The 23,460-nt window shown below is 36.1% G+C and carries 18 protein-coding genes and 1 pseudogene; 5 read left to right on the forward strand and 14 right to left on the reverse strand.

The window, feature by feature from the left end:
- Window positions 1-82: 82 nt before the first annotated feature.
- The 3 genes and pseudogenes from OXQ85_RS20360 to OXQ85_RS20370 form a co-directional block, all read right to left on the reverse strand.
- Window positions 83-505: a PaaI family thioesterase gene (locus OXQ85_RS20360; protein WP_267406948.1), complete on the reverse strand. Its 423-nt coding sequence runs from the start codon at window positions 503-505 to the stop codon at window positions 83-85.
- Between the two features lie 421 nt (window positions 506-926).
- Window positions 927-2,477: a GMC family oxidoreductase N-terminal domain-containing protein gene (locus OXQ85_RS20365; RefSeq protein ID WP_267406949.1), complete on the reverse strand. Its 1,551-nt coding sequence runs from the start codon at window positions 2,475-2,477 to the stop codon at window positions 927-929.
- A 168-nt stretch (window positions 2,478-2,645) separates the two neighbouring features.
- Window positions 2,646-3,998 (reverse strand): annotated as a pseudogene (locus OXQ85_RS20370) (aldehyde dehydrogenase family protein); the annotation flags it as partial.
- A gap of 157 nt (window positions 3,999-4,155) precedes the next feature.
- Between OXQ85_RS20370 and OXQ85_RS20375 the strand changes: the two are divergent.
- On the forward strand, window positions 4,156-5,025 hold the full coding sequence (locus tag OXQ85_RS20375; protein ID WP_267406950.1) for an AraC family transcriptional regulator: 870 nt from the start codon (window positions 4,156-4,158) through the stop codon (window positions 5,023-5,025).
- Between the two features lie 282 nt (window positions 5,026-5,307).
- On the opposite strand, the gene OXQ85_RS20380 is transcribed toward OXQ85_RS20375, so the two are convergent.
- The 10 genes from OXQ85_RS20380 to OXQ85_RS20425 all read right to left on the reverse strand — a co-directional run bounded on the left by OXQ85_RS20380 (window position 5,308) and on the right by OXQ85_RS20425 (window position 15,728).
- Window positions 5,308-7,437 (reverse strand): type IA DNA topoisomerase, encoded by a 2,130-nt coding sequence (locus OXQ85_RS20380; RefSeq protein ID WP_267406953.1) that lies wholly within the window; start codon window positions 7,435-7,437, stop codon window positions 5,308-5,310.
- Between the two features lie 519 nt (window positions 7,438-7,956).
- A complete protein-coding gene (locus OXQ85_RS20385; RefSeq protein WP_267406955.1) occupies window positions 7,957-8,853 on the reverse strand; it encodes a pirin family protein in 897 nt (298 codons plus the stop codon).
- 547 nt (window positions 8,854-9,400) lie between these two features.
- Entirely contained in the window at window positions 9,401-9,985 is a 585-nt protein-coding gene (locus OXQ85_RS20390) for a Crp/Fnr family transcriptional regulator (RefSeq protein ID WP_267406957.1), read from the reverse strand.
- A gap of 10 nt (window positions 9,986-9,995) precedes the next feature.
- Window positions 9,996-10,307: a hypothetical protein gene (locus OXQ85_RS20395; RefSeq protein ID WP_267406959.1), complete on the reverse strand. Its 312-nt coding sequence runs from the start codon at window positions 10,305-10,307 to the stop codon at window positions 9,996-9,998.
- 192 nt (window positions 10,308-10,499) lie between these two features.
- Entirely contained in the window at window positions 10,500-12,110 is a 1,611-nt protein-coding gene (locus tag OXQ85_RS20400) for a Na+/H+ antiporter (protein ID WP_267406960.1), read from the reverse strand.
- Window positions 12,111-12,228: 118 nt separating this feature from the next.
- Window positions 12,229-12,576, reverse strand: a complete 348-nt coding sequence (locus tag OXQ85_RS20405; RefSeq protein WP_267406962.1) for a hypothetical protein — start codon at window positions 12,574-12,576, stop codon at window positions 12,229-12,231.
- Window positions 12,577-12,808: 232 nt separating this feature from the next.
- A complete protein-coding gene (locus OXQ85_RS20410; protein ID WP_267406964.1) occupies window positions 12,809-13,429 on the reverse strand; it encodes a dienelactone hydrolase family protein in 621 nt (206 codons plus the stop codon).
- Window positions 13,430-13,431: 2 nt separating this feature from the next.
- A complete protein-coding gene (locus tag OXQ85_RS20415; RefSeq protein WP_267406966.1) occupies window positions 13,432-14,385 on the reverse strand; it encodes a VOC family protein in 954 nt (317 codons plus the stop codon).
- A gap of 34 nt (window positions 14,386-14,419) precedes the next feature.
- Window positions 14,420-14,716 (reverse strand): GNAT family N-acetyltransferase, encoded by a 297-nt coding sequence (locus OXQ85_RS20420; protein WP_267406968.1) that lies wholly within the window; start codon window positions 14,714-14,716, stop codon window positions 14,420-14,422.
- Between the two features lie 79 nt (window positions 14,717-14,795).
- On the reverse strand, window positions 14,796-15,728 hold the full coding sequence (locus OXQ85_RS20425) for a ring-cleaving dioxygenase (protein WP_267406971.1): 933 nt from the start codon (window positions 15,726-15,728) through the stop codon (window positions 14,796-14,798).
- Between the two features lie 573 nt (window positions 15,729-16,301).
- On the opposite strand from OXQ85_RS20425, the gene OXQ85_RS20430 reads away from it, so the two are divergent.
- The 4 genes from OXQ85_RS20430 to OXQ85_RS20445 all read left to right on the forward strand — a co-directional run bounded on the left by OXQ85_RS20430 (window position 16,302) and on the right by OXQ85_RS20445 (window position 21,970).
- Window positions 16,302-17,330 (forward strand): ATP-binding cassette domain-containing protein, encoded by a 1,029-nt coding sequence (locus OXQ85_RS20430; RefSeq protein ID WP_267406974.1) that lies wholly within the window; start codon window positions 16,302-16,304, stop codon window positions 17,328-17,330.
- Entirely contained in the window at window positions 17,323-17,979 is a 657-nt protein-coding gene (metI, locus tag OXQ85_RS20435) for a methionine ABC transporter permease MetI (protein ID WP_267406976.1), read from the forward strand. Before OXQ85_RS20430 ends, metI begins: the two co-directional genes overlap by 8 nt.
- Before the next feature lie 171 nt (window positions 17,980-18,150).
- Window positions 18,151-18,960: a methionine ABC transporter substrate-binding lipoprotein MetQ gene (gene metQ / locus OXQ85_RS20440; RefSeq protein ID WP_267406978.1), complete on the forward strand. Its 810-nt coding sequence runs from the start codon at window positions 18,151-18,153 to the stop codon at window positions 18,958-18,960.
- Between the two features lie 745 nt (window positions 18,961-19,705).
- The gene (locus tag OXQ85_RS20445) at window positions 19,706-21,970 is read left to right on the forward strand and encodes a glycoside hydrolase family 3 C-terminal domain-containing protein (RefSeq protein ID WP_267406981.1); all 2,265 of its coding nucleotides are present in this window, start codon (window positions 19,706-19,708) and stop codon (window positions 21,968-21,970) included.
- Between the two features lie 443 nt (window positions 21,971-22,413).
- Here OXQ85_RS20445 and OXQ85_RS20450 read toward each other — a convergent pair whose 3' ends face one another.
- On the reverse strand, window positions 22,414-23,370 hold the full coding sequence (locus tag OXQ85_RS20450) for a Fic family protein (RefSeq protein WP_267406984.1): 957 nt from the start codon (window positions 23,368-23,370) through the stop codon (window positions 22,414-22,416).
- Between the last annotated feature and the right edge of the window lie 90 nt (window positions 23,371-23,460).

Consider the following 23,460-nt stretch of genomic DNA (forward strand, 5'->3'; position numbering starts at 1 on the left):
ATTCTTACTTATAAAACGTAACGGGTTTTGAAAACCCGTTACGTTTCGTATTATATATCCTGTTACCAAACAAAACAGATATTTATTTAATTTTCATCATGGTAACCAGTGAGGTTGCGACATGACTTTCAGAAACTCCGTTTTTATCTACGGTATAAATTTCTGTTCGGATAACGCTTATTTTTGCTCCACCTTTTATGACATACGATTTTGAAACCAACGCATCACCAATGGCAGGTCTCAGATAATTAACCTTTAGTTCCACTGTTACGACATAGCAATCTTCCGGATAATGGCTCACCGCAGCGTATCCTGAGGAAACATCTACCAAAGAGGCAATCATGGCTCCGTTGAACATTCCTGCTTTTCGGGTCATTAAATCCATCTTCGGGATTTTCATAGAAATAAAATCAGTATCTACTTCCAGCAATTCTGCTTTGTAGAATTTCAGTGTTTCAGAGCGGTTGAAGCTATCAGTAATTAGTTGTTTCTTTTCTGGAGTCATATTTCAGTTTTATGTGATGCAAAGGTAATGGCTATGAAACAATTTGATTTCGAATTGATAACAAAAATTAGTATTATTCTGAAAAAAAATTGGTCAAATTCTTACAGAATGACAAACTTGTAGTTATTTTTCAACAGTTGAAAAAACGGAACCGCAACCATAGCCCCGATCGCAGCATTTGTTTGAGCTCATTTTTTAGGGATTCGGTTCGGGCTGGCAAAGCCAGCCCGAACCGAATCCCTAAAAAATAGCGAGTGCGAAGAGCGGGAAAAAGCTTCAAATAAAAAAATATAAACTGCTTTTCGATGGAATCAAATTGCTCCTAAAAAAAGATAAAATGATAATTCGACGAAGTCAAAAAGCTTCCAAATAAAAATGGCTATCAAATCATTGAACAGCCATTTGTTTTACCTAAAATTATCTAAGCCAAAGAAAAATTTTCGGAAAGATTTTGTGTTTTCAGACCATAATCTTCTTTTATCATATCAGCGGCTTTTTCGCCAATCATAATCGTTGGAGCATTGGTATTGCCGGAAACGACATCGGGCATGATGGATGCGTCGGCAACCCTTAAACCTTTGATACCGTATACTTTTAATCGAGGATCTACCACCGAAAGGCTGTCGATTCCCATTTTGCAGGTTCCTGTCATGTGATGATAAGTAGAACACGATTTTTTAATATAATCGATCACTTCCTCTTTTGTTTTGCCTTCACCCGGATAAATTTCACCATCATTCCATTCTTTCATTGCTTCGGTTCTTCCCATTTCGCGACAGATTTCCACGCATCGATACAAAGCATCAAGATCAGATTCTTCAGAAAGATATTTTGGATCTATTTCAGGAGAAACGAATGGATCTGAAGAAGTTAATTTAATATATCCTCGACTTGCAGGTCTGATGAACCCGGCACAAAATGTGAACGCATTTTCAGGTCCGGTAAACCCAGGACTGTAATACGGAAGCCCCATGAATAAAGGTTGTAAATCCGGGAAAACCATTTCTTCCTTACTTTTCCAGAATAATTGAGCTTCCAAAAGATTAGCTTCGGGAGCCGGAATTTCTTTTTTAGCTTTAAAAATAACACTCGTCAGCAAATGATCCTGAAGGTTTTTTCCGATCCCTTTCAAATCTTTAACCACGGAAATTCCCACAGTCTCCAATTCTTCCTGATCACCAATTCCGGAAAGCATCAAAAGTTTAGCAGATTCTATCGTTCTGCATGAAACTATGACTTCTTTATCCGCAGTTGCTTCAACCAGTTCCCCATTTTTTAAATATTGAATTCCAACACATCGATCACCTTCAAAAAGTAATTTCTGAGCCAATGCATGTGTATGAATTTCCAAATTAGTTCGTGATCTTGCAGGATCTAAAAACGCTTTTGCAGTAGAACATCTCAAGCCATCTTTTCCAACGCTCAGATGATTCAGTCCGGCACCCCAGATTTCTTTATTAAAATCATCGGTTTCGGGATAACCTAATTCTTTACAGGCCTCAATCGCGCTGATGGAAATAGGATTCGGACGTTTGATTCTGCTTACGAAAAGTGGTCCGTTTCCGCCATGCATCTCATCTTCACCTTCTTCATGCGTTTCTGATTTTTTAAAATAAGGCAATACACTTTCCCAGTCCCAGCCCACACAACCGTTGTAAGCCCAGTGATCATAATCCTGACGGTGACCTCGAATATAAATCATCCCATTAATTGAACTCGAACCGCCCAACGTCTTTCCCCGAGGCCAATATCTCGTATTTCCGCCCGCACTTTCCTGAGCAACGGTATGATATGCCCAGTCTCTCTCTGTATTCCAGATCGCCGGCCAGCCCGCCTGCACCTGAACTTCAGGAACATGATCATCCGCTCCTGCTTCCAGAAGAAGTACTTTTATATTTTCGTTTTCGCTTAATCTATTGGCTATAACAGCGCCTGCCGAACCGGATCCGACAACTATAAAATCGTAGTTCATAAGTTTTAATTTATTCTTTCTATTTTTTGCTAAAAATCATTTTTTAACGCAAAGCCCCCAAAGTTTTTTTTTAACTACTGACCGCTTTTAAGTTCGCTAAGACGCTCTGCTTAGCAAAGCACACGAAGATTTTTAGCCATTGTATTTTGACTAATTCTGAGATACTGATTATTTTTTAATACTGATCACTTTTGGAATGGTAACCGCTTTCAGGCCTTCCACACCGAATTCTACTCCATATCCTGATTTTTTTGCTCCGCCGAATGGTACAAAAGGGTTAATCGCTCCATGCTGATTGATCCAAACTGTGCCTGCTTCCAACTGAGCTGCAATTTTTTGTGCTTCCTCAAGATCATCACCCCAAACCGAAGCGCCTAAGCCGTTTTCAGAATCATTGGCTTTTTCTACCGCCTCTTCCAGTGTTTTATATTTAATGATCGGAAGCACAGGTCCGAACTGCTCTTCATCCACAATACGGCTTCCGTTGTCTACATTTCCGATCAGTGTAATCGGGATAAAATAGCCCTCTTGATCCGGTTTTTGACCTTTAAATAAGAAATCAGCATTATTATTTTCAGCATCATTCAGCAAATCCTGAATTTTATCAAACTGCATTTTGTTCTGTATCGGTCCCAATACATTATTTTCGTCAGCGCCGTTACCCATCGGAATGTTTGCGGAATAATCGGACAATGCTTTCACCACATTTTCATAATCGTTTTCATGAACGTACAATCTTTTTAAACAGGCACAGGTTTGTCCCATATTTAAAAATGCACCCCAGAAAAGGTTTTCGATGTGTTTTGAAAGGTCAAGTCCGGGAAGAATAATTCCAGCATCGTTTCCGCCACATTCCAATGTCAGCCTCGCCATATTTTTAGCAGATGCTTCAATCACTTTTTTTCCTGTCGCAATAGATCCTGTAAACATCACTTTCCCGATTTCAGGATGTGCAGTAAGATAAGATCCCACTTCTCCCCTTCCTGTAACTACTTGCAGAACATTTTCAGGTAAAACACGATTAATCACTTTAATCATTTCCAATGTGCTGAAAGTTGTATATTCCGATGGTTTTAAAATCACCGTATTCCCCATTCTCAAAGAAGGAATAATCTGCCAGATTGCAATCATCAATGGCCAGTTCCACGGGGCAATGGCTGCAACAACACCGATCGGTTTTCTGTATAAAATATCTTTTCTTGTATCATCTTCAAAAACAACTTCCTCGGGTAAATCCAAGGATGCCGGAACTTGAGTCCAACCTACGCAGGCCTGCATTTCAAAATTAGATCCCGGTCCACTCAATGGTTTTCCCTGCTCACGTGTAATCCATTCTGCCAGATGTTTAGAATTCTGCTGTAACGCTTCTGCCACCTTCAGCAATATTTCTTTTCTTTCTGAATCCAGCCTTGCTGACCATTGTTTTTGGGCAATTTTTGCGTGTTCTATTTTACGGTCTATTTCGTCTGCTGATGTATTTTCTACTTTCCCGATAACCTCTAAGGTAGAAGGGTTTAGCGATAAAAATCCTGTATTGACGGCTGCTGTTTCTTTTGCAAATGAAGTATTTTACATTGTTTCGAATTATTTTGTATTTTACATACCCCGAAAATGACAAAAACATGACATAAATCATTTACTTATTCTCTATATTTTTTAACTTAAACTCTACGCTATAATGGAAAAGATCGAAGAAAGAACCGTTTTCAGCATTCCTTTCGGTGAATTGAATGTGTTTGAAACCAATGTTGTATGCCATGATTTCCCATTCTTTTTTGAGAAACCCGTGATCACTTTAATGCTGAGCGGAAATAAGATCATCAGAAGTGAGGAAGAAACTTTTGAGTTTAGGGAAAGAAGTGTATTTATTCCACCCTGTAATAAAGAATTAAGTATTGATATTCACCCTATTTTTCAGGAACCGACCAAATGTCTGGTTTTAAATATCGAACAGGAATATATCGACCATGTTTTTTCGGAAGTCATCGAAAACTGGCATCCCGACTGGGAGAAAACCGGAATTATGATGCAGGAAAATACCGTGAAAAAGTTTGTAAGTTCTGATGTTTCGTTATGGCAAAGTTTAACCAATCTTTACAACCGGAGGATTGACGAAAAGATGCAGGGTACCTCAGATTTTCTTTTAAGTTTAAGCTTAAAGGAACTGATTTACGAATTGATGAAAACCAATGCCAAACATCTTCTGCTTCACAATCAAAAAACGGAAAATATTCAAAACGGACTTCAGGAAGTGGTTCATTTTATTAAACAAAACTATCGCGAACCGATCACCATCAAAAAGCTGGCTTCTATCGCCGGAATGAGCGAGGCTAATTTGTTTAAAAAGTTCAAGCATTCTTATAATTGTACGCCTGTGGAATATATTATTGAGTTGAGAATAGAACATGCCAAGCAGCTGCTCATCAATAATCCCGAGATTGATATCAAAAATATCTGTTTTGAATCTGGTTTTAATACGCTGGAATATTTCTACAGAAAATTCACACAAATGACGGGAAAATCTCCGAAGAAGTTTAAAATTAGTTGATTTTATATTAATTATTTTGAACCATTAAGATTTGAGTTAAGAAGTTAAGAATATTAAGTTAAGCTTCGCTTCTAAATTAAAATCTTTGATTTTCTTAATTCTACTTAATTCCTTAATTATCTCTTAATGATTTAGAAAAGAAAATCTGATAGAAAATTAATTTTACTTTTGTCTTGAAACAAAAGTAACAAAAATTCAAGACTGGAATCATTCGCTAAAAATTTCAATTTTCTTAACGCTACTGCTTCCTAAGTCAATGTATCACAAAGCAATCAGCAACCATTAAGCTAATGAAACGGTAAATCCGGGAGATAGTGAAGCCACACCTTCTGTTATATTTTCAGGATGCGTGGTGAAACCTTTTAATTTTGATGTTTTTCCTTTTACAACTAAATCCAAAAGCTGTTTATCAGACAATTTTTTACCGAAGATTTCGAAATCAAGTTTAAATCCGCAATTTTTAAAATCAGAACATCCAACGGCTGTTTTGCCTTTCATTAAATGATGTTCTTTACATTTCGGACATTTGGTTTCTTCCCAGGACTGCAGTTCTTTTTTTACAGCGGGTTCGCGTTTTTTCTTTTCTTTAACCTCTTCTTTTTCTTCATATAACGTGATCACCTTCCCTTTTCCATCAACCACTTTTTTGGTCAGTTCCGTCACCATTTGAATCAATTCTTCCTTAAACTGATTGGCTTCATATTCACCACTTTCAATTTTACGAAGCTTTGATTCCCATTCTCCGGTCAGTTCGGGACTTTTCAGCAATTCATCTTCAATCGTATCGATCAATTGAATTCCGGTTTGGGTAGCGATCAGGTTTTTTCTTTTCTTCTCGATGTATTTTCTTTTGAAAAGTGTTTCGATGATATTCGCTCGGGTTGAAGGTCTTCCGATTCCGTTATTTTTCAACATTTCTCTAAGCTCTTCATCTTCCACCTGCTTTCCGGCAGTTTCCATCGCACGAAGAAGTGTTGCTTCTGTGTAAGGTTTTGGCGGTGATGTTTTTCCCTGGTGAATCATCGGATCGTGTGGTCCGGTTTCGCCAACTATAAATTCAGGAATGGTCTGTTCTTCTTCCTTTTCTTTTTCTTTATCCTTATCTGTGGGTTCCTCTTTTGGCTCTTTAGCATAAACGGCTCTCCAACCTGGTTCCAGAATTTGTCGACCACTTGTTTTAAAAGGAATTGTGCCTACTTTTCCTTCTACCAATGTATTTGAAATTTTACATTCAGGATAAAAAACAGCGATGAAACGTTTGGCAATTAAGTCATAAATCAACTTTTCTTCCCTACTCAGATTCTGCGAAGGCGGAACTTCAGTCGGAATAATGGCGTGGTGATCCGTTACTTTAGCATCATCAAAAACTGCTTTCGATTTTGGAATCGGAGCTTCCAATAAGGGAGAAATCAGTTCCTGATAAGGATACATTTTTCTAAGAATTCCTTCAATTTTCGGATGTAAGCTTTCGGATAAATAGGTGGTATCAACACGCGGATAAGTCACGTGTTTTTTTTCGTACAAACTTTGAATATAATTTAAGGTATTCTCCGCAGAATAGCCGTATTTTTTGTTGGCTTCCACCTGAAGTCCGGTCAAATCAAAAAGTCTCGGATTTTTCTCTTTCCCTTCTTTAATTTCAAAAGAGACGATTTCAAAAGGATTAACTTTTAGATATTCCAAACCTTTTTCGGCACGTTCCAAGGTTTTTAAACGATCAATCGCAGCGTTGAAAATAACGTCACGATATTTGGTTTTCAGTTCCCAATATTCTTCGGTGGTAAAAGCATCGATCTCCTTCTGACGCTGAACGAGCATCGCCAACGTCGGAGTTTGTACCCTTCCAATTGAAAGAACGGCTTTATTTCCGCCAAATTTTTTCGTAAAAAGTCGTGTTGCGTTGATTCCCAACAACCAGTCTCCGATGGCTCTTGCATTTCCTGCGAGATACAAATTTTTGTAATCTTCAGCAGGTTTTAAGCTTGCGAAACCTTCTTTAATCGCTTCTTCGGTAAGAGAAGAAATCCACAAACGCTGAATGGGTTTGTTGCATTTGGCCTTCTGCAATACCCAACGCTGAATAAGTTCTCCCTCCTGACCGGCGTCCCCGCAGTTGATGACCTCTTCACATTCTTCGACTAACTTTTCAATGACTTTAAACTGATTTTCCACGCCTTTATTCGGGATCAGCTTAATTCCGAAGCTGTTAGGAATAATCGGCAGCAAAAACAAATTCCAGGATTTGTATTGCGGACCGTAATCATGTGGTTCTTTCAGGGTACAAAGATGTCCGAACGTCCATGTTACACAATAGCCGTTTCCTTCCATATAGCCTTGTTTCGGCGTGGTAGCGCCCAATACTTTGGCGATATCTCTGGCAACACTGGGTTTTTCGGCAATACAAAGTTTCATGAATATTCGGAATTATTGAAGAGGGCAAAAATCGGGATTTTTTTTGGATTTTGCTAATTTACTGATGGTTGTTGGTTGATGGTTGTTAGTTAAGGGTTTAGCGTTAAGATAATTAAGTTTTAGTTAAAAAAAATGTTATGAAGAGAAAATTCTATTCCACATCGTTCACTTTATAAATTACATCGCAAAAAGTATATCTTACAATGGAAGAATGTAAAGTTACAACGTAAGAATGTAACTTTACAATGCGAAAAAGTAAATTAACATCGGAAAAATGCAATTCTACAATGGAAGAATGTAACCTTACATCGCAAGAAAGTAACTTCACATCGGAAGAATGTAATTTTACAACACAAGAATGTAAATTTACATTGAAAGAATGTACTATTACAATACATGCGTATAGCTTTTTTCTTCATTTTATTAAAATATATTATATTTATAAATATATAAAAAAGACTCCCTTAAAAAGAGAGCCTATCAACAATATTATGAAACGAGGTTCATTATTTAATTTTATTACATCGTCATCGGAACTTCCATTAAAAGGATTTCCGTGTTTTCTGATGTTGTTTTTATATTCAGATCGGCAATATCCCAAACACCAAAACCATCTCTTTCTTCGACTTTTTGGCCTTCAATTTCTGCACTTCCTTTCAAAATAAAAGCATAGACACCGTTTCCTTTTTTTCTGATCTGATAATTGATTTCGGCATTATTTTCAAAATTTCCTAAATGAAACCATGCATCTTGGTGAATCCAAACTCCTTCATCATCGGCATTTGGAGAAAGTATTTGCTGGAATTTATTTTTACTTTTTGATTTGTCAAGTGTGATTTGATCGTATCGCGGAGTAACATTTCTTTTATTCGGATACACCCAAATTTGTAGGAATTTCACCAACTGATCCTGATTTTTGTTGAATTCGCTGTGCATAATTCCCGTTCCGGCACTCATCACCTGAATATCTCCGCTTTTGATAATAGCAGAATTTCCCATGCTGTCTTTGTGCTCCAAATCGCCTTCCAACGGAATACTGATGATTTCCATATTGTCGTGAGGATGCGTTCCGAAGCCTCTTCCCGCCTCTACTTTATCATCGTTCAACACTCTCAGCACGCCAAAGTGCATTCTTTCGGGATTGTGATAATTGGCAAAACTGAAGGTATGATTGCTCACCAACCAGCCATGATCTGCCTTCCCTCTTGAATCTGCCTTATGAATGACAGAATTATCTTTAATTTTTGAATCGGTATTCGGTAAATGATTGTATCCGATAGGTTCCAACGGCTCGATCTCATCGATTTCGTTTTTCATTGTATTGCCCAATGAAGCGGATGCCACAAACATTCCTGTTCCCAATAATCCTTTCTTTAAAAAATCTTTTCTGTCCATATCTGTTAGTTGTTTATTCATTTTGATACTACAAATTTCGGAAGATTGAAATTGATGGGCATTTAACTAGTTTAATAAATTCTTTTTTTTATAATTAAGTCCTTTTGTCTTGAAACAAAAGGACCAAAAATTCAAGACTTGGAAACTGAATGCTAAAAATTAAAAATCATTCCTAAAATTCCCAAAACTTGCGCGAATTCAAAATTTCTTCTTCGATTCTAAATTTGTCTCGCGCTTCGAACAGGGGGAATTTTTTAACGGATTAATTTTTAATTTTCTTAACGCTTCAGTTTCCTAGGTCGCTTTTATAGATGATAAAATTTGTCATATATATGAATCTAGGTTTGAATTGTTCCAGAATAATTTCTAAAACATTGCTTAGCTCGCTACGAGATGGCAAACTTTGTGGAAATTCCCCTTCTTTGAAGGGGCGGATTTTTGTGCAACAAAAAGACGGGGTAGTTTAATATATAAATATTGTAACCACCCCGTCAAAAATTTCTCCGAAATTTTCGCCACCCCTCCAATGGAGGGGAATTTGTGTGCGTATATTTTCTTTGTGGGAAATTTATTTTTCTTTTGAAGCTAAACGTTTTCTGATTGTGCTGACAAACTCTTTGGAAACTCCAAGATAAGACGCAATATAATATTGTGCGACTCTTTGTGGAATGGAAGGATATACTTTGATGAATTCTAAATATCGGTCGGTTGCCGCTTTGGAAATCGTGTTCACCAAACGGTTTTGCAGCGTTGAAAGATTTCTTTGAACCAACATTCTGAACACTCTTTCAAATTTCGGAATCTCGGTTAATAATTTTTCTTTTGTAGTAGGATTCAGCATAAATATTTCTGAATCTTCTAAAGTCTCAATATATAATCGTGACGGTTTCTGTTCCTGAAATGAAGCAATATCGCTGATCCACCAATCTTCAATGGCAAATAATATCGTTACTTCAAATCCGTTATCATCAAGGTAATACACCCTCACACAGCCTTTTTGAATATAGCCTTCAAACTGGCATATTTCACCTTCCCTCAACAAAACTGTTTTCTTGGGAAACGTTTGGAGTGTTAATGAATCTGTGAAAAATTTTTCTTCTTTTTCGCTAAGTTCTATGAATCGAGTGACATTTTTGACGATATTTTCAGACATAAATTTAAGTTTACGGCTGCAAATTAGGAAAAAGTGTGTAAACTTCGTTCTTTAACAGTCCGCTTCCTCCGCCATAATGGTCGATTACCTTCACATCTTTATCTAAATTTTCACAAAAAATTTTCATATTATTTTCAAATTCTTCATCCAATCCGGAGCTTAATAAAACAATATCTACCTGATTGTCTTTAATATAATTATAGCAAATCGTTTCATCACTTTTAATCTCCGCTTTCCAGCCTTCATTATTTTCAATGATTCTTTTTAAAGTTTCTAATATTTCCTGATTTTTTCCTATCACAAGGAAGTTGAGTGTTTTCATAAGATTTGTTGTTTGTTGATGGTTGAGAGTTGCTAGTTGATGGTTTCTAGTTTTTGGTGTGTCGTTTGTCTCAATATAAATGGAAATCTATTTTAAGTTCAGAGATTCCCTACTTAATTTTGAATGATAATTTCATTTTAAAATTCAGAATTAATCATCCAACAAACATCAACTAAAAACCATCAACCAAAATTACATGTGTCTGCTGCCTGTAATCTTCAGTTCATTTAAATCCAATTGAGATTCCGCTTTTCGGATTTCGTCATCGGTGAAGTATTTTTCACGTTTTATATTGAATAATTCTTTCCTTTGAAGTGCGTAAATATCAAGCATAATTCGATGATATTCATTGATGTCATTTCGTCTGTTGGTACACATTTCCAACGATTCCAGATGACTTTGCTGTAAGGAAATATCATTTTCAATCGTATTCTTAAAATTTTCAACCAGACTGTTGGTTTCAATATTTGTTTTGTATTTCTCGTTCAGCCTGCTTAACGCCAGATTATCCAATCTTATCTGAATACTTGCCTGCTGCTCGTGTGATGGTAAAATAGGATCAATTTCTCCAATTTTGGTTAATTTAATAATTAAAGGAAGGGTTAACCCCTGAAAAACTAATGTTACAAAAATAACCACGAATGTGATGAAGATAATTAAATTTCGCATCGGAAATTCTGCCTGATCATTCATTATTACCGGAATTGACAATGCTGTTGCCAGGGAAACCACGCCACGCATTCCTGCCCAACCGATAATTAAAGGATTTTTCCATCCCGGGCTCGGGTCTTTTCTTACTTTTTTACTCAGCCATCTCGGAACGTGTGCTACCGGATAAATCCATAATAATCGAACAACAATAACAATTAAACTGATAATTAAACCATATTTAATGCCTTCCATTAAAGAAGTTTCTCCTAAACCATGGATAATATCAGGAAGTTCCAGACCAATTAAGACGAAAACCAAAGCATTCATCACAAAGATTAATGTGTTCCAAACGCCTGTCATATTAATTCTTGTTACTCCCGTTTTGAACATCTCATGCGAACGGAATGACATGAATAATCCGCCACTTACGACCGCCATTACTCCTGAAAAGTGAAAATGCTCCGCAGAAAGGAATAAAATATAGGGCGTCATTACGGTTAATGCTGCATCAATCGCCGGCGTTGTGGGTAAAAATCTGTGAATTGCGTAGAAAATATGTGCTCCTACAATTCCGACAACTACTCCCATCCCAGCAACCAAGAAGAATTGTCCGGTTGCTTCCTGCATAGAAAACATTCCTGTCATCACCGCGGCTAAGGCAAATCTGAAAACAATTAATGATGATGCATCGTTAATCAAACTTTCGCCTTCCAGCATCGCAATCGTACGTTTTGGAACCTTTAACCCTTTTAAAACGGTTGTTGCTGCAACAGCATCCGGGGGCGAAACAATTCCTCCTAATAAAAATCCTAATGCCACCGTGAATCCCGGAATTAAAGCCTGTGAAGCAAACGCAACAACTAAAGATGTTAGAAATACCAATCCGAAAGCCATTAATCCGATGGTTCTTTTCCATTTCCAAAAGTCGTTCCACGATGTATACCAAGCTGCTTCGTACAACAAAGGCGGTAGGAAAATTAAAAAGATGATTTCGGGATCAAGTTTTAAAACCGGAACTCCTGGAATTAAACTGATTCCCAATCCCGCCAATACCAAAAAGATGGGATATGCGATCTTGATTCGTTGTGCCAGCATTACCAGCATCATCACGATGAGGAGTAAGCCGAGTATTAAAAGTAGTTGTTCGTGCATATTTTATATTTTTCTTTTGTCTTGACACAAAAGAAAAAAAAGGTTAAGACTTGGAATCTGAATGCTAAAAATAAATTTTCTTAACGCTTCAGCTTCCTATGTCGGTTAATTCTTTACTCTATAAATGAATGAAAAGTGACGTTCGTTCTCTCTTTTCAAGGTTTTTGGTTTTATGCCCTTTTCCTGAAATATCTTCCACCAAAAGGATTTCACCGGTTTGGAATTCTCTAATCTCACCCAATGATGTTTCGATCTTTACTCCACCATCCAAAAGTACAATAAATTGTTTCTGTGGAGCGCAATGAAAATCATAATCGTAATCGGCAGAAACTTTTCTAAATTGTAATTTTTTAACGTCTATATTTTCAGATAAAAATCCAATTTCACCCTGACTGATTAATGGAATTTCGATGTCTTCGAAATGAGAGTCGCCATTTTCGTCGCTGAATATTTTTGTGATTTTCATAATTTATTTAATTTTTCTTTTGTCTTAACACAAAAGAAACAAAAAGTCAAGACTTGAAATCTGAATGCTAAAAATTAAAATTTAATCCTAAAATTTCCAAAACTCGCACGAATTTATCATTTGTCCTTCGGTTCTGATTTTTCCTCGTGCTCAAACAGTGGAAATTTTTAACGGTTTAAATTTTAATTTTCTTAACGCTTCAGCTTTCTATGTCGATTGCTTTCCCTTTTATTTATTTAAAAATTAATTCATTCGCCAGTTCCATTTCTTCCTGATTGATGGAATGTCCGAAATTAGCATAGACTTTTTCCGTAACATCAGCATTCATTTCTTTTAAAATATTCGCTGTTGCGTACACTCTTTCAACGGGAACATGAAAATCTGGATTACTCGTTCCCAGGAAAATCGGGGTTTGATTAAAATCGCCTTTATAATTTTCACGATTGACCTTATCACCGATAACTCCACCAATAATCGCTGCTGCTCCACCAAACCTCTGAGCATTTCTTGCTAAAAATTCTAAGGTTAAACACGCTCCTTGAGAGAATCCGAAAAAGTAAATATTTTCAGTTTTTATGCCTGCATCCAAAGCAGTTTGAACTGTTTTTCCAATCGTTTCAATGGCTGATGACAACCAAGGTTCGTTTTGCTCAACCTGAGCCATGAATGAAAGCGGATACCAAGTTCCGTTCGTTGCCTGTGGTGCTAATAACGCGTAATCTTCCACATTTAAATATTGTGATAAACTCAGAATATCCTGTGCACTTCCACCTCTTCCGTGAATCATGATTAAAACTTTTTCAGCTTCCTTCAATGATTTTCCTCCTGTTTTTATATCTAAAATATGACTCATTTTTATCTGTATTTTTCTGTCGGATAATTAATTTTTGGTAAAACTTCTACCAAATGTTCTCTTTTTTCTTCAAATTGTGATGGCAGATTTAAATATTCACCTAAAGAAGCCAATTCTTCATCAACATCGAATCCCGGACCTGAAGTTGCGATTTCAAACAAAACGCCGCCTGGCTCTTTGAAATATACGGAAGTGAAGTATTTTCTGTCTTTCACTTCTGTATGTTCCAATCCGAATTTGTTTAATTTTTCAATCATTTCAAGCTGAGTTTCAGCGTTGGGTGTTGCAAAAGCCACGTGATGAACGGTTCCTCTTCCTGCCAGACCTTTTAAAGCAGAAGGTGTGCAAAGCAAATCAACATATTTTCCCGGCGCATCTTCTGTCGCAAACCTAAATCGGTCTGAACTTTCGGCAATTAATTGATGATCCATCTGCGTGGTCAGTAAAGCCGCCGTTCTTTCATAAGCATCCAGCCAGATTTCAACATGATGAATTCCTTTGATGGCATAATCTTTAGGAATAAATCCGTTGTAATAGCCTTTTCTGCTATCTTTTTCATTGAAAACCAATTCTAATCCCAACCCATCAAAATCTTCCAGATAAATAAAAACTTCGCCAGAAAATCTCTGTTGTGGATGTTTAAAGGGAATATTAAACTGCTCCAAACGGCTCGTCCAATAATCCAATGCCTCCATCGATACTGAAAAAGCGGTGGTATTCAACATACCTTTTCCATGTCTTCCGTTCACCAGTCCTTTTCCGTACGGGAAAGTCGTCATAATGGTTCCCGGCGTTCCGAATTCGTCTCCGAAATAGAAATGATAAACATCTGAATAATCAAAATTGACGGTTTTCTTTACCAACCGAAGTCCTAAAACTCCGGTGTAAAAGTCTATATTTTCCTGTGCGTCGCCAGTGATGGCGGTAACGTGGTGAAGGCCTGTGATGAGTGACATTGTTTCTTGGTTTTTGGTTGATTGTTGTTTGTTTTTAGATTTCTTCTTTAAACCAGATATCGTTGTATTCTTCCGGATTACGTTTGAATTGGGCATGAACGTAAGGACATAATGGTACAATTTTCAAATCGTTTTCTCTTGCGTAAGAAACCAGTTGATTTAATAATAATTTGGCAAAACCTTTTCCGGCATATTCTTCGTCTACTTCGGTATGATAAACCGTTAATTTATCTTTGATCACCGAAATATCCATTTTTCCTGCTTTTTTATCGTCTGAGAACAATTGAACTTCTCCTCTTGCGTTTCCTAAAACTACTTTTGTTGTTTCCATATTGTTTAATGTTTAATGTTTAATGTTTAATGTTTAATGTTTAGCTAAATTACCTAGTTTATTAATGATGATGAATGATCTATGATAACTTCGGTAGCACTTCTTCAATTCTTGCACGTAATCCTTCGTGTTGTTTTGGAAGTTTTAAGTTGGTTCCCAATTCGTTCAAAGGCTCATCCACAGTGAATCCCGGATTATCGGTTGCGATTTCGAATAAAACGCCACCCGGTTCACGGAAATACAAAGAATAGAAATAATCTCTGTCAATTTTCGGAGTGATACTCAGGCCAGCGGACATTACTTTTTCACGGAATTCCATTAAAACTTGGTCATCTTTTACTCTGAAAGCAACGTGGTGATTGGTTCCTGCCGCATTTCTTCCGGTTATAATTTTATCATTTTCAATAATATCAACAAGATTGGCCGTTTCGATGGCGTCGGTTGCAAATCTGTATCTTTCGCCTTCCTGTTTTTGAAGATCATATCCGAAAATATCAGTTAACACTTTAATGGTCGGATCAGCTTTTTTCAGAGTTAAGGTGATATTATGAAAACCTTTCAAAGCATTGTCCTCTTTAATATCATCGGTTGTCCACACTTTTCTGTCATCCGGTGTGGAAGATTCAATGAACTGTAACTGTAAACCATCAGGATCTTTAAATGAAATCAGTTTTTCACCAAAAATCTCGCTTTCTTCAACATGTACATTAAATTGTTGCAATCTGCTTTTCCAAAATTCCAGGCTTCCTTTTGGAACCGAATATCCGATGTGAGTTGCCAAACCAGAACCGTTTGTTCCTTTTCCAATACCTTCCCAAGGAAAGAAAGTAAGGATGGTTCCCGGAGTTCCTTCTTCGTTTCCGAAATAAAAGTGATAGGTTCCCGGATCATCAAAGTTCACCGTTTTTTTCACTAATCTTACTCCTAAAACCTGAGTATAAAAATCTAAATTTCTTTTTGCGTTGTCTGCAATCGCAGTGATGTGGTGCAGTCCTAATATTCTATTTTCCATTTTGTCTGTTTGTTTAATTTTGATATGACAAATGTAGGACGATTGAGAACCCTGCACATTTAACTAGTTTAATAAATCACCGAAACTGCTTTTTTTATGAAATTAATGTAATTTTGCATTTTGATAAGTGAATGTTTTAAACCATTTAAATCCAATTTAAGATTTAATATCTAAACTGAATATATAAGGTATTTATTTGGTATATTCGCTATTAACAATAAAAATAGGATAAGGAATTACATTGCTAATCAACAGTTTATTTCAGATTTAAAATACTGTTTAGCAAACAATTACCAACTTATCAAAACATTTTTTATTTAAAAGTCTACTTTTTTAGTGGACTAATAAAATTTATGCCTTATATTTGCAGACATAATTACAGAAGTCTCTACAATGAAGGCAGAATTAAAATATAATTCAGATAAAAAACATGACATCACGAATATGATGTGCTGTTTTATGCCTGTTTTGAAGTACAACTGTGGTTAACCTTACTTTTATATGACATATTTTAAAGGCCTTACCACGTTGTAAAGCCTTTTTTAATTTTAAAATGAACGTATTTATAATAAAATGATAGAGATAAAGAATATTTCAAAGACTTTCCATCAGAAAAAACAGTCTTTTAAAGCGCTGGATGATGTGAGCCTGAACATTGAAAAGGGCGACATCGTTGGAATCATTGGATTTTCAGGGGCGGGAAAAAGTACGTTAATCCGAACGGTTAATCTTCTTGAAAAACCCGATCATGGCGAAATTATCATCAATGGAAAAGATTTTACGAAATTAAATTCTAAACAATTAGCCAATGAAAGAAAAAAAATCGGGATGATTTTTCAGCATTTTAATCTTCTTTCTTCAAGAACAGTATTTGAAAATATTGCACTTCCTTTAGAGCTTGATCATGTGAATAAAACGGAGATCAGTAGAAAGATTAACGAACTTTTAAAAATTGTAGGCCTGGAAGAAAAAGCCAATGATTATCCTAAAAGTCTTTCCGGCGGGCAAAAGCAGAGGGTTGCCATTGCCAGAGCTTTAGCCAACGATCCTTATCTCTTACTTTGTGACGAAGCCACCAGCGCGCTGGATCCTGCAACCACTCAATCTATTTTGCAGTTGTTGAGAGACATTAATCAAAGGTTGGGCATTACCATTTTATTGATTACCCACGAAATGGAAGTCATTAAAACGGTTTGCAACCACGTTGCTGTAATCGACAAAGGAAAACTTTTAGCCAAAGGAACTTTAGGTGAGATCATCTCCAATAAAGAGAATCCTATCATCAAACAATTTTTAAATGCCGGTGTAATGACTATACCACAAGAACTTAATAAAAAACTACAAAAAGAACCTCAGGACGGATTATTTCCACTTGTTGAGGTTGAAATTAATGATAAAGTATCTGTTGAAGAATTACTTTCTATCGTTTATGATCAATATAAAATTCCTTATCAGCTTTTAAAGGCTGATGTAGAATATTTAGGGAATGCCAACTTCGGAAAAATATTGCTGCAGCTGAAAGGTAAAGATGAAGAAAACCAAAAGGCAATTTATCATTTCAATCAAAACAACATTCAAAATACAGTAAGAGGATATGCTTAGTGATACGGTAATTTCGCTTTTGTCAAAGGGAATTTGGGAAACAGTTTTTATGACATTCGTGTCCGGATTTTTTGGATTTGTCTTAGGACTGCCCGTTGGAATTCTTTTATTTTTAACCCGAAAAGATCAGTTGCTTGAAAATGTAATTTATAATAGAGTTTTATCTGTTTTGGTTAATATTTTCCGCTCTATTCCTTTCATTATTTTGATTGTCTGGATGATTCCTTTTACCAGAAGTATTGTAGGAACATCGATCGGAATGAATGCCGCACTCGTTCCTTTAAGCATAGGCGCAGCACCTTTTATTGCGAGATTGGTTGAAAACAGTCTGCTGGAAGTTTCTCATGGCTTAATTGAAACTGCAAGAGCATTGGGAGCCACTCCCCTTCAGATCATCAGAAAGGTTTTGTTGCCGGAAGCGCTTCCTTCATTAATTAACAATGCCACGATCACTTTGATCACTTTAGTCGGATATTCCGCGATGGGTGGTGCTGTTGGAGCTGGTGGATTAGGACAAATTGGTTATCAGTACGGATACATCGGTTATGATGCAGTCATCATGAATCTCGTGCTTGGTCTGTTGGTTGCGATCGTTTTTATTATTCAGTTTGCGGGTGACAGATTGGCGAAAAGGTTTGATCACCGATAGTTTTGGGTTTGAGCGTACTAGTGTTTGAGAGTATGAGAGTTTTAGAGTTTGGGCGTGAGAGCGCTTAAGCTTTACCATACAATATATGTGAATGTGAAATAGTGTTGATAAAGGGCTTCTTTGCAATAGCTTATTAGCCTTTTATCATTTTTAAAAAGAAAATAATTTATAATGAAAAAAATAAAAATCTTAGGATTCTTTGCAGCAGGTTTATTGTTGTTTACCGCTTGTAATTCATCAAAAAAAGAAGATCCCAATTTCATCAAAGTAGGTGTTACTACGGGTCCTGAACAGGAAATTGCGGAGACTGCTAAAAAAGTAGCCAAAGAAAAGTATAATCTTGAAGTAGAGCTCGTTGCCTTCAATGATTATGTGGTTCCCAACGAAGCGCTGAACAACGGAGATATTGATGCGAATGCTTTTCAGCACGTACCCTATCTGAACGAACAGTCACAACAAAGAGGTTATAAACTAGCCGTGGTAGGGAAAACCTTCTTATATCCTATTGTTGCCTATTCTAAAAAGATAAAAAATATCAGCGAACTTAAAAACGGAAGCACCGTTGTTATTCCTAATGACCCGACAAACGGAGGTCGTTCGCTTCTTCTTTTACAGAAAAACGGCTTGTTAAAATTAAAAGACGGCATCGGATTATTACCAAAAGTAACTGATATTACAGAAAATCCGAAACAACTGAAAATTGTAGAGATCGAAGCTCCGCAATTGCCAAGAGTTTTGGATGATAAGGAAGTTGTTTTAGCAATCATTAATAATAATTTTGCCGCTCAGGCAGGATTAGATGCTGAAAAACAGGGAATTCTTACCGAAGATAAAGATTCACCCTATACCAATGTTGTAGTGGCAAGACATGACAATCAAAATTCCGACAAAGTGAAGAACTTCGTAAAAGCGTATGAATCTGATGAAGTGGTGAAAAAAGCACACGAGATTTTTAAAGGAGGTGCCATCCAAGGTTGGTAGTTTTTAAGCAATAAGCAGTAAGCTTTCTGCTTTGAAAATATTCTATTATTATATATTCAGACATTGTTTCAGATTATTGGAATGATGTCTTTTTTTTGTTTATCTAAAATTTATTTTTAAATTTGGTGAAACTATATTTTAGGAAAGCATTTATGTTTATCCTGTACAGACAGGCGAAACCCTGTCTATTTTTTATATTAATTTCTTGTTAAGCTTTACAAAAGCATTCAATATCATTTAATCTTGCCATATCCATTTCAAAACTTGATGAGAAAATTGATAAAATCTCTGTGGTTTTTTATAAGTGGAATGGCTTTGTGAAGCTTAAAAAGTTAATATTCAATAAAAACTTTGTGTCCTTTGTGTTCAGAGCTTAAGATTTTAATAATCTGTTAATCCATTGCTATCATTTGCTGAGTGAAACGCCATTGCGACCGAAAATATTCGGAATTAAATACTAAACCTTAGTGATCGATAGCGTTGAAAAAAAAGAAAAAGTCTCTTTTGTAATACTACGTCTAGATCCCTACGGGGATGACAAACTTTATTGATATAAGCAAAGTTGATCTCACTTTTTGAAACTAAGCCCTTTTACTCCCTTTTTTTCTTGCGCTTTTATCTAAAATTTTTAGATTTCCAAATTAACATATTGGTCATTAATAACCATTTATGAAATTTTTTATTTTCTCAATTTGAGATAATAAATATTTTTGCTATTTTTGTTACCAATCAAAAAAAGGCTTTTATGTTAAAGAGAACTGCCATTGTAAGTTTATTCACCCTTATATCTGCTTCGTATATGGCTCAAACAAATACTACTTTACCCGTTTATTTAGATGAATCAAAACCTGTGGAACAGCGTGTTAAGGATGCACTTTCCAGAATGACGCTGGAAGAAAAAGTGGCAATGCTGCATGCACAGTCGAAATTCAGCTCACCAGGTGTTCCGAGATTGGGAATTCCTGAATTCTGGACAACCGACGGTCCTCATGGGGTAAGACCTGAAGTAATGTGGGATGAATGGGATCAGGCAGGTTGGACAAATGACTCTATTATCGCTTATCCTGCACTAACAGCACTTTCTGCGACATGGAACAAAAAAATGTCTTGGAATTACGGTAAGGCACTGGGAGAAGAAGCCCGTTACAGAAAAAAAGATATTATTCTGGGCCCTGGAGTTAATATTTACAGAACTCCACTGAACGGAAGAAACTTCGAATATATGGGGGAAGACCCTTATTTAACATCGAAAATGGTTGTTCCCTACATCAAAGGAGTACAGTCGAACGGTGTAGCAACTTCTGTGAAGCATTTTGCGCTGAACAATCAGGAAATGTTCCGTCATACAAGTAACGTAAATGTAGACGACAGAGCATTGTATGAAATTTACCTTCCGCCTTTCAAAGCTGCGGTTACAGAAGGAGATTCTTGGACGTTGATGGGTGCTTACGACAAGTACAAAGGTCAGTACGCGAGCCAAAATAAATATCTTTTGAATGATATTTTAAAAGGTGAATGGAAATACAAAGGCGTTGTCGTTTCCGACTGGGGCGCTGTAAATAATACAGAACAAGCTATCCACAACGGATTGGATCTTGAATTCGGAAGCTGGACCAACGGACTTTCGGCTGGAACAAAAAATGCTTACGACAACTATTATTTAGCAAAACCTTACTTAGATTTAATTAAATCAGGAAAAGTAGGAACGCAGGAGCTTGACGATAAAGTAACAAGACTTTTAAATCTTGCCTATAAAACAACAATGAATAGAAACAAGCCTTTCGGAAACATTGCTTCTGAAGAGCATCGAGCTGTTGCCAAAGAAATCGGTGAAGAAGGAATTGTATTGTTGAAAAACCAAGGAAATGTACTACCTATAGATATTAATAAAGCTAAAAAAATCGCTGTCATTGGTGAGAATGCGATTAAAATCATGACTGTTGGTGGAGGTTCTTCTTCATTAAAAGTAAAATATGAAACGCTTCCTTTAGACGGAATTAAAGCGAGATTCGGAAAGCAGTCTGATGTACAATATGCAAGAGGTTATGTTGGAGATATCGGCGGAGAATACAACGGTGTAAAGTCCGGACAGGATTTGAAAGATACTCGTTCTCCAGAAGAATTATTAAACGAAGCGGTAGAATTGGCAAAAAAATCTGACTACGTAATTTTCGTGGGAGGTTTAAATAAAGCAGATTTCCAGGATAGCGAAGGAAACGACAGAAAAAGCTACGAATTGCCTTACAATCAGGATAACGTGATTGCTGCATTGGCAAAAGCAAATAAAAATCTTGCGGTAGTTTTGGTTTCCGGAAATGCAGTTGCAATGCCTTGGATCAAAGAAGTTCCGACTGTTGTTCAAGGTTGGTATTTGGGTTCTGAAGCTGGAAATTCAATCGCTTCAATTCTTGCAGGAGATGCGAATCCATCAGGAAAATTACCATTTACTTTCCCTGTGAAACTGGAAGATAATTCTGCTCACAAATTAGGAGAATATCCTGGGCAAAAAGATGAATTGGCAGCAGGAAAGGGAAAAGATCAGAAAAACCCGATCAATATTACCTATAACGAAGGAATTTTTGTTGGATACAGATGGCATGATACGAAAAAAATTAAGCCATTATTCAGCTTCGGACATGGTTTAAGCTATACAACTTTCGAGTTTGGAAAAGCTAAAGCTGATAAAACGACGATGTCTCAGGACGATAAAATCACGTTCACGGTTACCGTAAAAAATACAGGTAAAAAGGCCGGAGCGGAAGTGGCTCAGCTATACATCACCGATGTAAAATCTTCTGTAGAAAGACCTTCAAAAGAACTGAAAGGTTTTGAAAAAGTATTTTTAAATCCTGGTGAAGAAAAAGAAGTAACGTTCACGATTGATAAAACAGCGCTAAGTTTCTTCGACGCTCAAAAGCACGACTGGGTGGCTGAACCGGGAGATTTCGAAGCACAAATCGGAAATTCTTCTGATGCTATTAAAACGAAGGTGAAGTTTACGTTAAAGTAATCTTACTTATATATTTCTAAAACCAGAGAGTCCTTTTATTGGGCTCTTTTTTATTTTTTTGAACATTTTTTCAGATTAATTTTATTGCGTTGTTGGGTAAAAATTGTTTTACCCAACAACGCAATAAAATAGTCACATTTATCAGGAAGAGAGGAACTGAAAATATCTAAGCCTTTTGCAATTTTTTTCTCTCCATTAATTTCAAAATAAAAACTTGGAAGTTCAATTTGATTTAATCTGAAATTAAATTTTCATTTAAAACCTCCATAATCAAAATTGTATCATTTATAGTTTTTTTTTCATAATCTTGCTTTTTCAACGACATTGTATTTTCTCTATGTTTTTGAGAAAAACATTTGAAATTTATAAACATACTAAACAAAATTAGCAATAGTTTAATCTGTTTCATAATAGCTAAAGTTTAGACAAATTAAATTAAAAAATTACAAAAACTGATATATTGTCAATCTCTGCTCTCCCGATTTCATCAAAATATTTTCATCAACCGCCCATTTCAAATCTCGGCTAGCAGTTGGAGCAGAGATGTTTTTAAATTGCTGTAAATAATCTTTTCTGCTGAATTTTTCTTCCCCAATCTTCTCTTTAAATAAAAATATTCTGTCTTTTGTACTTAAATTAATATTTTGAGATTGTAAAACCTGTTCTAAAGATTGCAAAATAATCGCCAACATAAATTCAATAAAAGGAGTCGATTGTCCCATTTTTTCAGATTCCGAAAGCTTATTGTAATATTCCTGCTGATTTTCTTTGATTAAACTTTCAACGGGCAAATATTCAAAAACAGGATATTGCTGCATCAAAATCAATGTCTGCCAAAGTCTTCCCATTCTTCCATTTCCATCTACAAAAGGATGTATAAATTCAAATTCATAATGAAAGACACAGCTTTTGATTAAAATTAAATCTTTATCATTCTTTAAATAAGAAAAAAGATCATTCATCAAACCTTTTACCATCGTACCACTTGGAGCAAGATGTTCAACTTTTGAACCTTTTACTATCCCGACATTTGTTGTTCTAAATTTACCTGAGTTCTCCACCAAACCTTTCATTAAAATTGAGTGAGCCAACTCTAGGTCTTTGATTTTATGAGGATTAAAAATTTTCAAATCCTGATAAACTTCGATTGCATTCTGAACTTCAAGAATATCTTTTGCCGGGGCAATGACCCTTTTATTTTCGAGTAAAGCAGTAATTTGCTCCTCCGTCAAAGTATTTCCTTCAATCTCAAGTGAAGACTGAATTGTTTTGATACGGTTTTTCTTCCGAAGTTCTGTCGTCGGTTTATAAAGATGGTTTGCATTAATTTCTCCAATTTTTTCTGAAATAGAAGTGATTAATGTTAAAATCGTATCGGTAATTTTATAAGGTGGCTTCAAAATATGATAGTATCAAATGATACTATCAAAGATATAATTTTTAAATCAAAAAGCGCCCGAATTTCTCCGGACGCCTGCAATTGCAAAATT

Source organism: Chryseobacterium sp. GM_Chr_2 (assembly GCF_026540445.1).
GTDB lineage: Bacteria > Bacteroidota > Bacteroidia > Flavobacteriales > Weeksellaceae > Chryseobacterium.

What these genes read in the sequence shown, in the direction of transcription:
- OXQ85_RS20360 (WP_267406948.1), bottom strand. Translation starts at nt 505, where the DNA reads ATGACTCCAGAAAAGAAACAACTAATTACTGATAGCTTCAACCGCTCT.
- OXQ85_RS20365 (WP_267406949.1), bottom strand. Translation starts at nt 2,477, where the DNA reads ATGAACTACGATTTTATAGTTGTCGGATCCGGTTCGGCAGGCGCTGTT.
- OXQ85_RS20375 (WP_267406950.1), top strand. Translation starts at nt 4,156, where the DNA reads ATGGAAAAGATCGAAGAAAGAACCGTTTTCAGCATTCCTTTCGGTGAA.
- OXQ85_RS20380 (WP_267406953.1), bottom strand. Translation starts at nt 7,437, where the DNA reads ATGAAACTTTGTATTGCCGAAAAACCCAGTGTTGCCAGAGATATCGCC.
- OXQ85_RS20385 (WP_267406955.1), bottom strand. Translation starts at nt 8,853, where the DNA reads ATGAATAAACAACTAACAGATATGGACAGAAAAGATTTTTTAAAGAAA.
- OXQ85_RS20390 (WP_267406957.1), bottom strand. Translation starts at nt 9,985, where the DNA reads ATGTCTGAAAATATCGTCAAAAATGTCACTCGATTCATAGAACTTAGC.
- OXQ85_RS20395 (WP_267406959.1), bottom strand. Translation starts at nt 10,307, where the DNA reads ATGAAAACACTCAACTTCCTTGTGATAGGAAAAAATCAGGAAATATTA.
- OXQ85_RS20400 (WP_267406960.1), bottom strand. Translation starts at nt 12,110, where the DNA reads ATGCACGAACAACTACTTTTAATACTCGGCTTACTCCTCATCGTGATG.
- OXQ85_RS20405 (WP_267406962.1), bottom strand. Translation starts at nt 12,576, where the DNA reads ATGAAAATCACAAAAATATTCAGCGACGAAAATGGCGACTCTCATTTC.
- OXQ85_RS20410 (WP_267406964.1), bottom strand. Translation starts at nt 13,429, where the DNA reads ATGAGTCATATTTTAGATATAAAAACAGGAGGAAAATCATTGAAGGAA.
- OXQ85_RS20415 (WP_267406966.1), bottom strand. Translation starts at nt 14,385, where the DNA reads ATGTCACTCATCACAGGCCTTCACCACGTTACCGCCATCACTGGCGAC.
- OXQ85_RS20420 (WP_267406968.1), bottom strand. Translation starts at nt 14,716, where the DNA reads ATGGAAACAACAAAAGTAGTTTTAGGAAACGCAAGAGGAGAAGTTCAA.
- OXQ85_RS20425 (WP_267406971.1), bottom strand. Translation starts at nt 15,728, where the DNA reads ATGGAAAATAGAATATTAGGACTGCACCACATCACTGCGATTGCAGAC.
- OXQ85_RS20430 (WP_267406974.1), top strand. Translation starts at nt 16,302, where the DNA reads ATGATAGAGATAAAGAATATTTCAAAGACTTTCCATCAGAAAAAACAG.
- metI (WP_267406976.1), top strand. Translation starts at nt 17,323, where the DNA reads ATGCTTAGTGATACGGTAATTTCGCTTTTGTCAAAGGGAATTTGGGAA.
- metQ (WP_267406978.1), top strand. Translation starts at nt 18,151, where the DNA reads ATGAAAAAAATAAAAATCTTAGGATTCTTTGCAGCAGGTTTATTGTTG.
- OXQ85_RS20445 (WP_267406981.1), top strand. Translation starts at nt 19,706, where the DNA reads ATGTTAAAGAGAACTGCCATTGTAAGTTTATTCACCCTTATATCTGCT.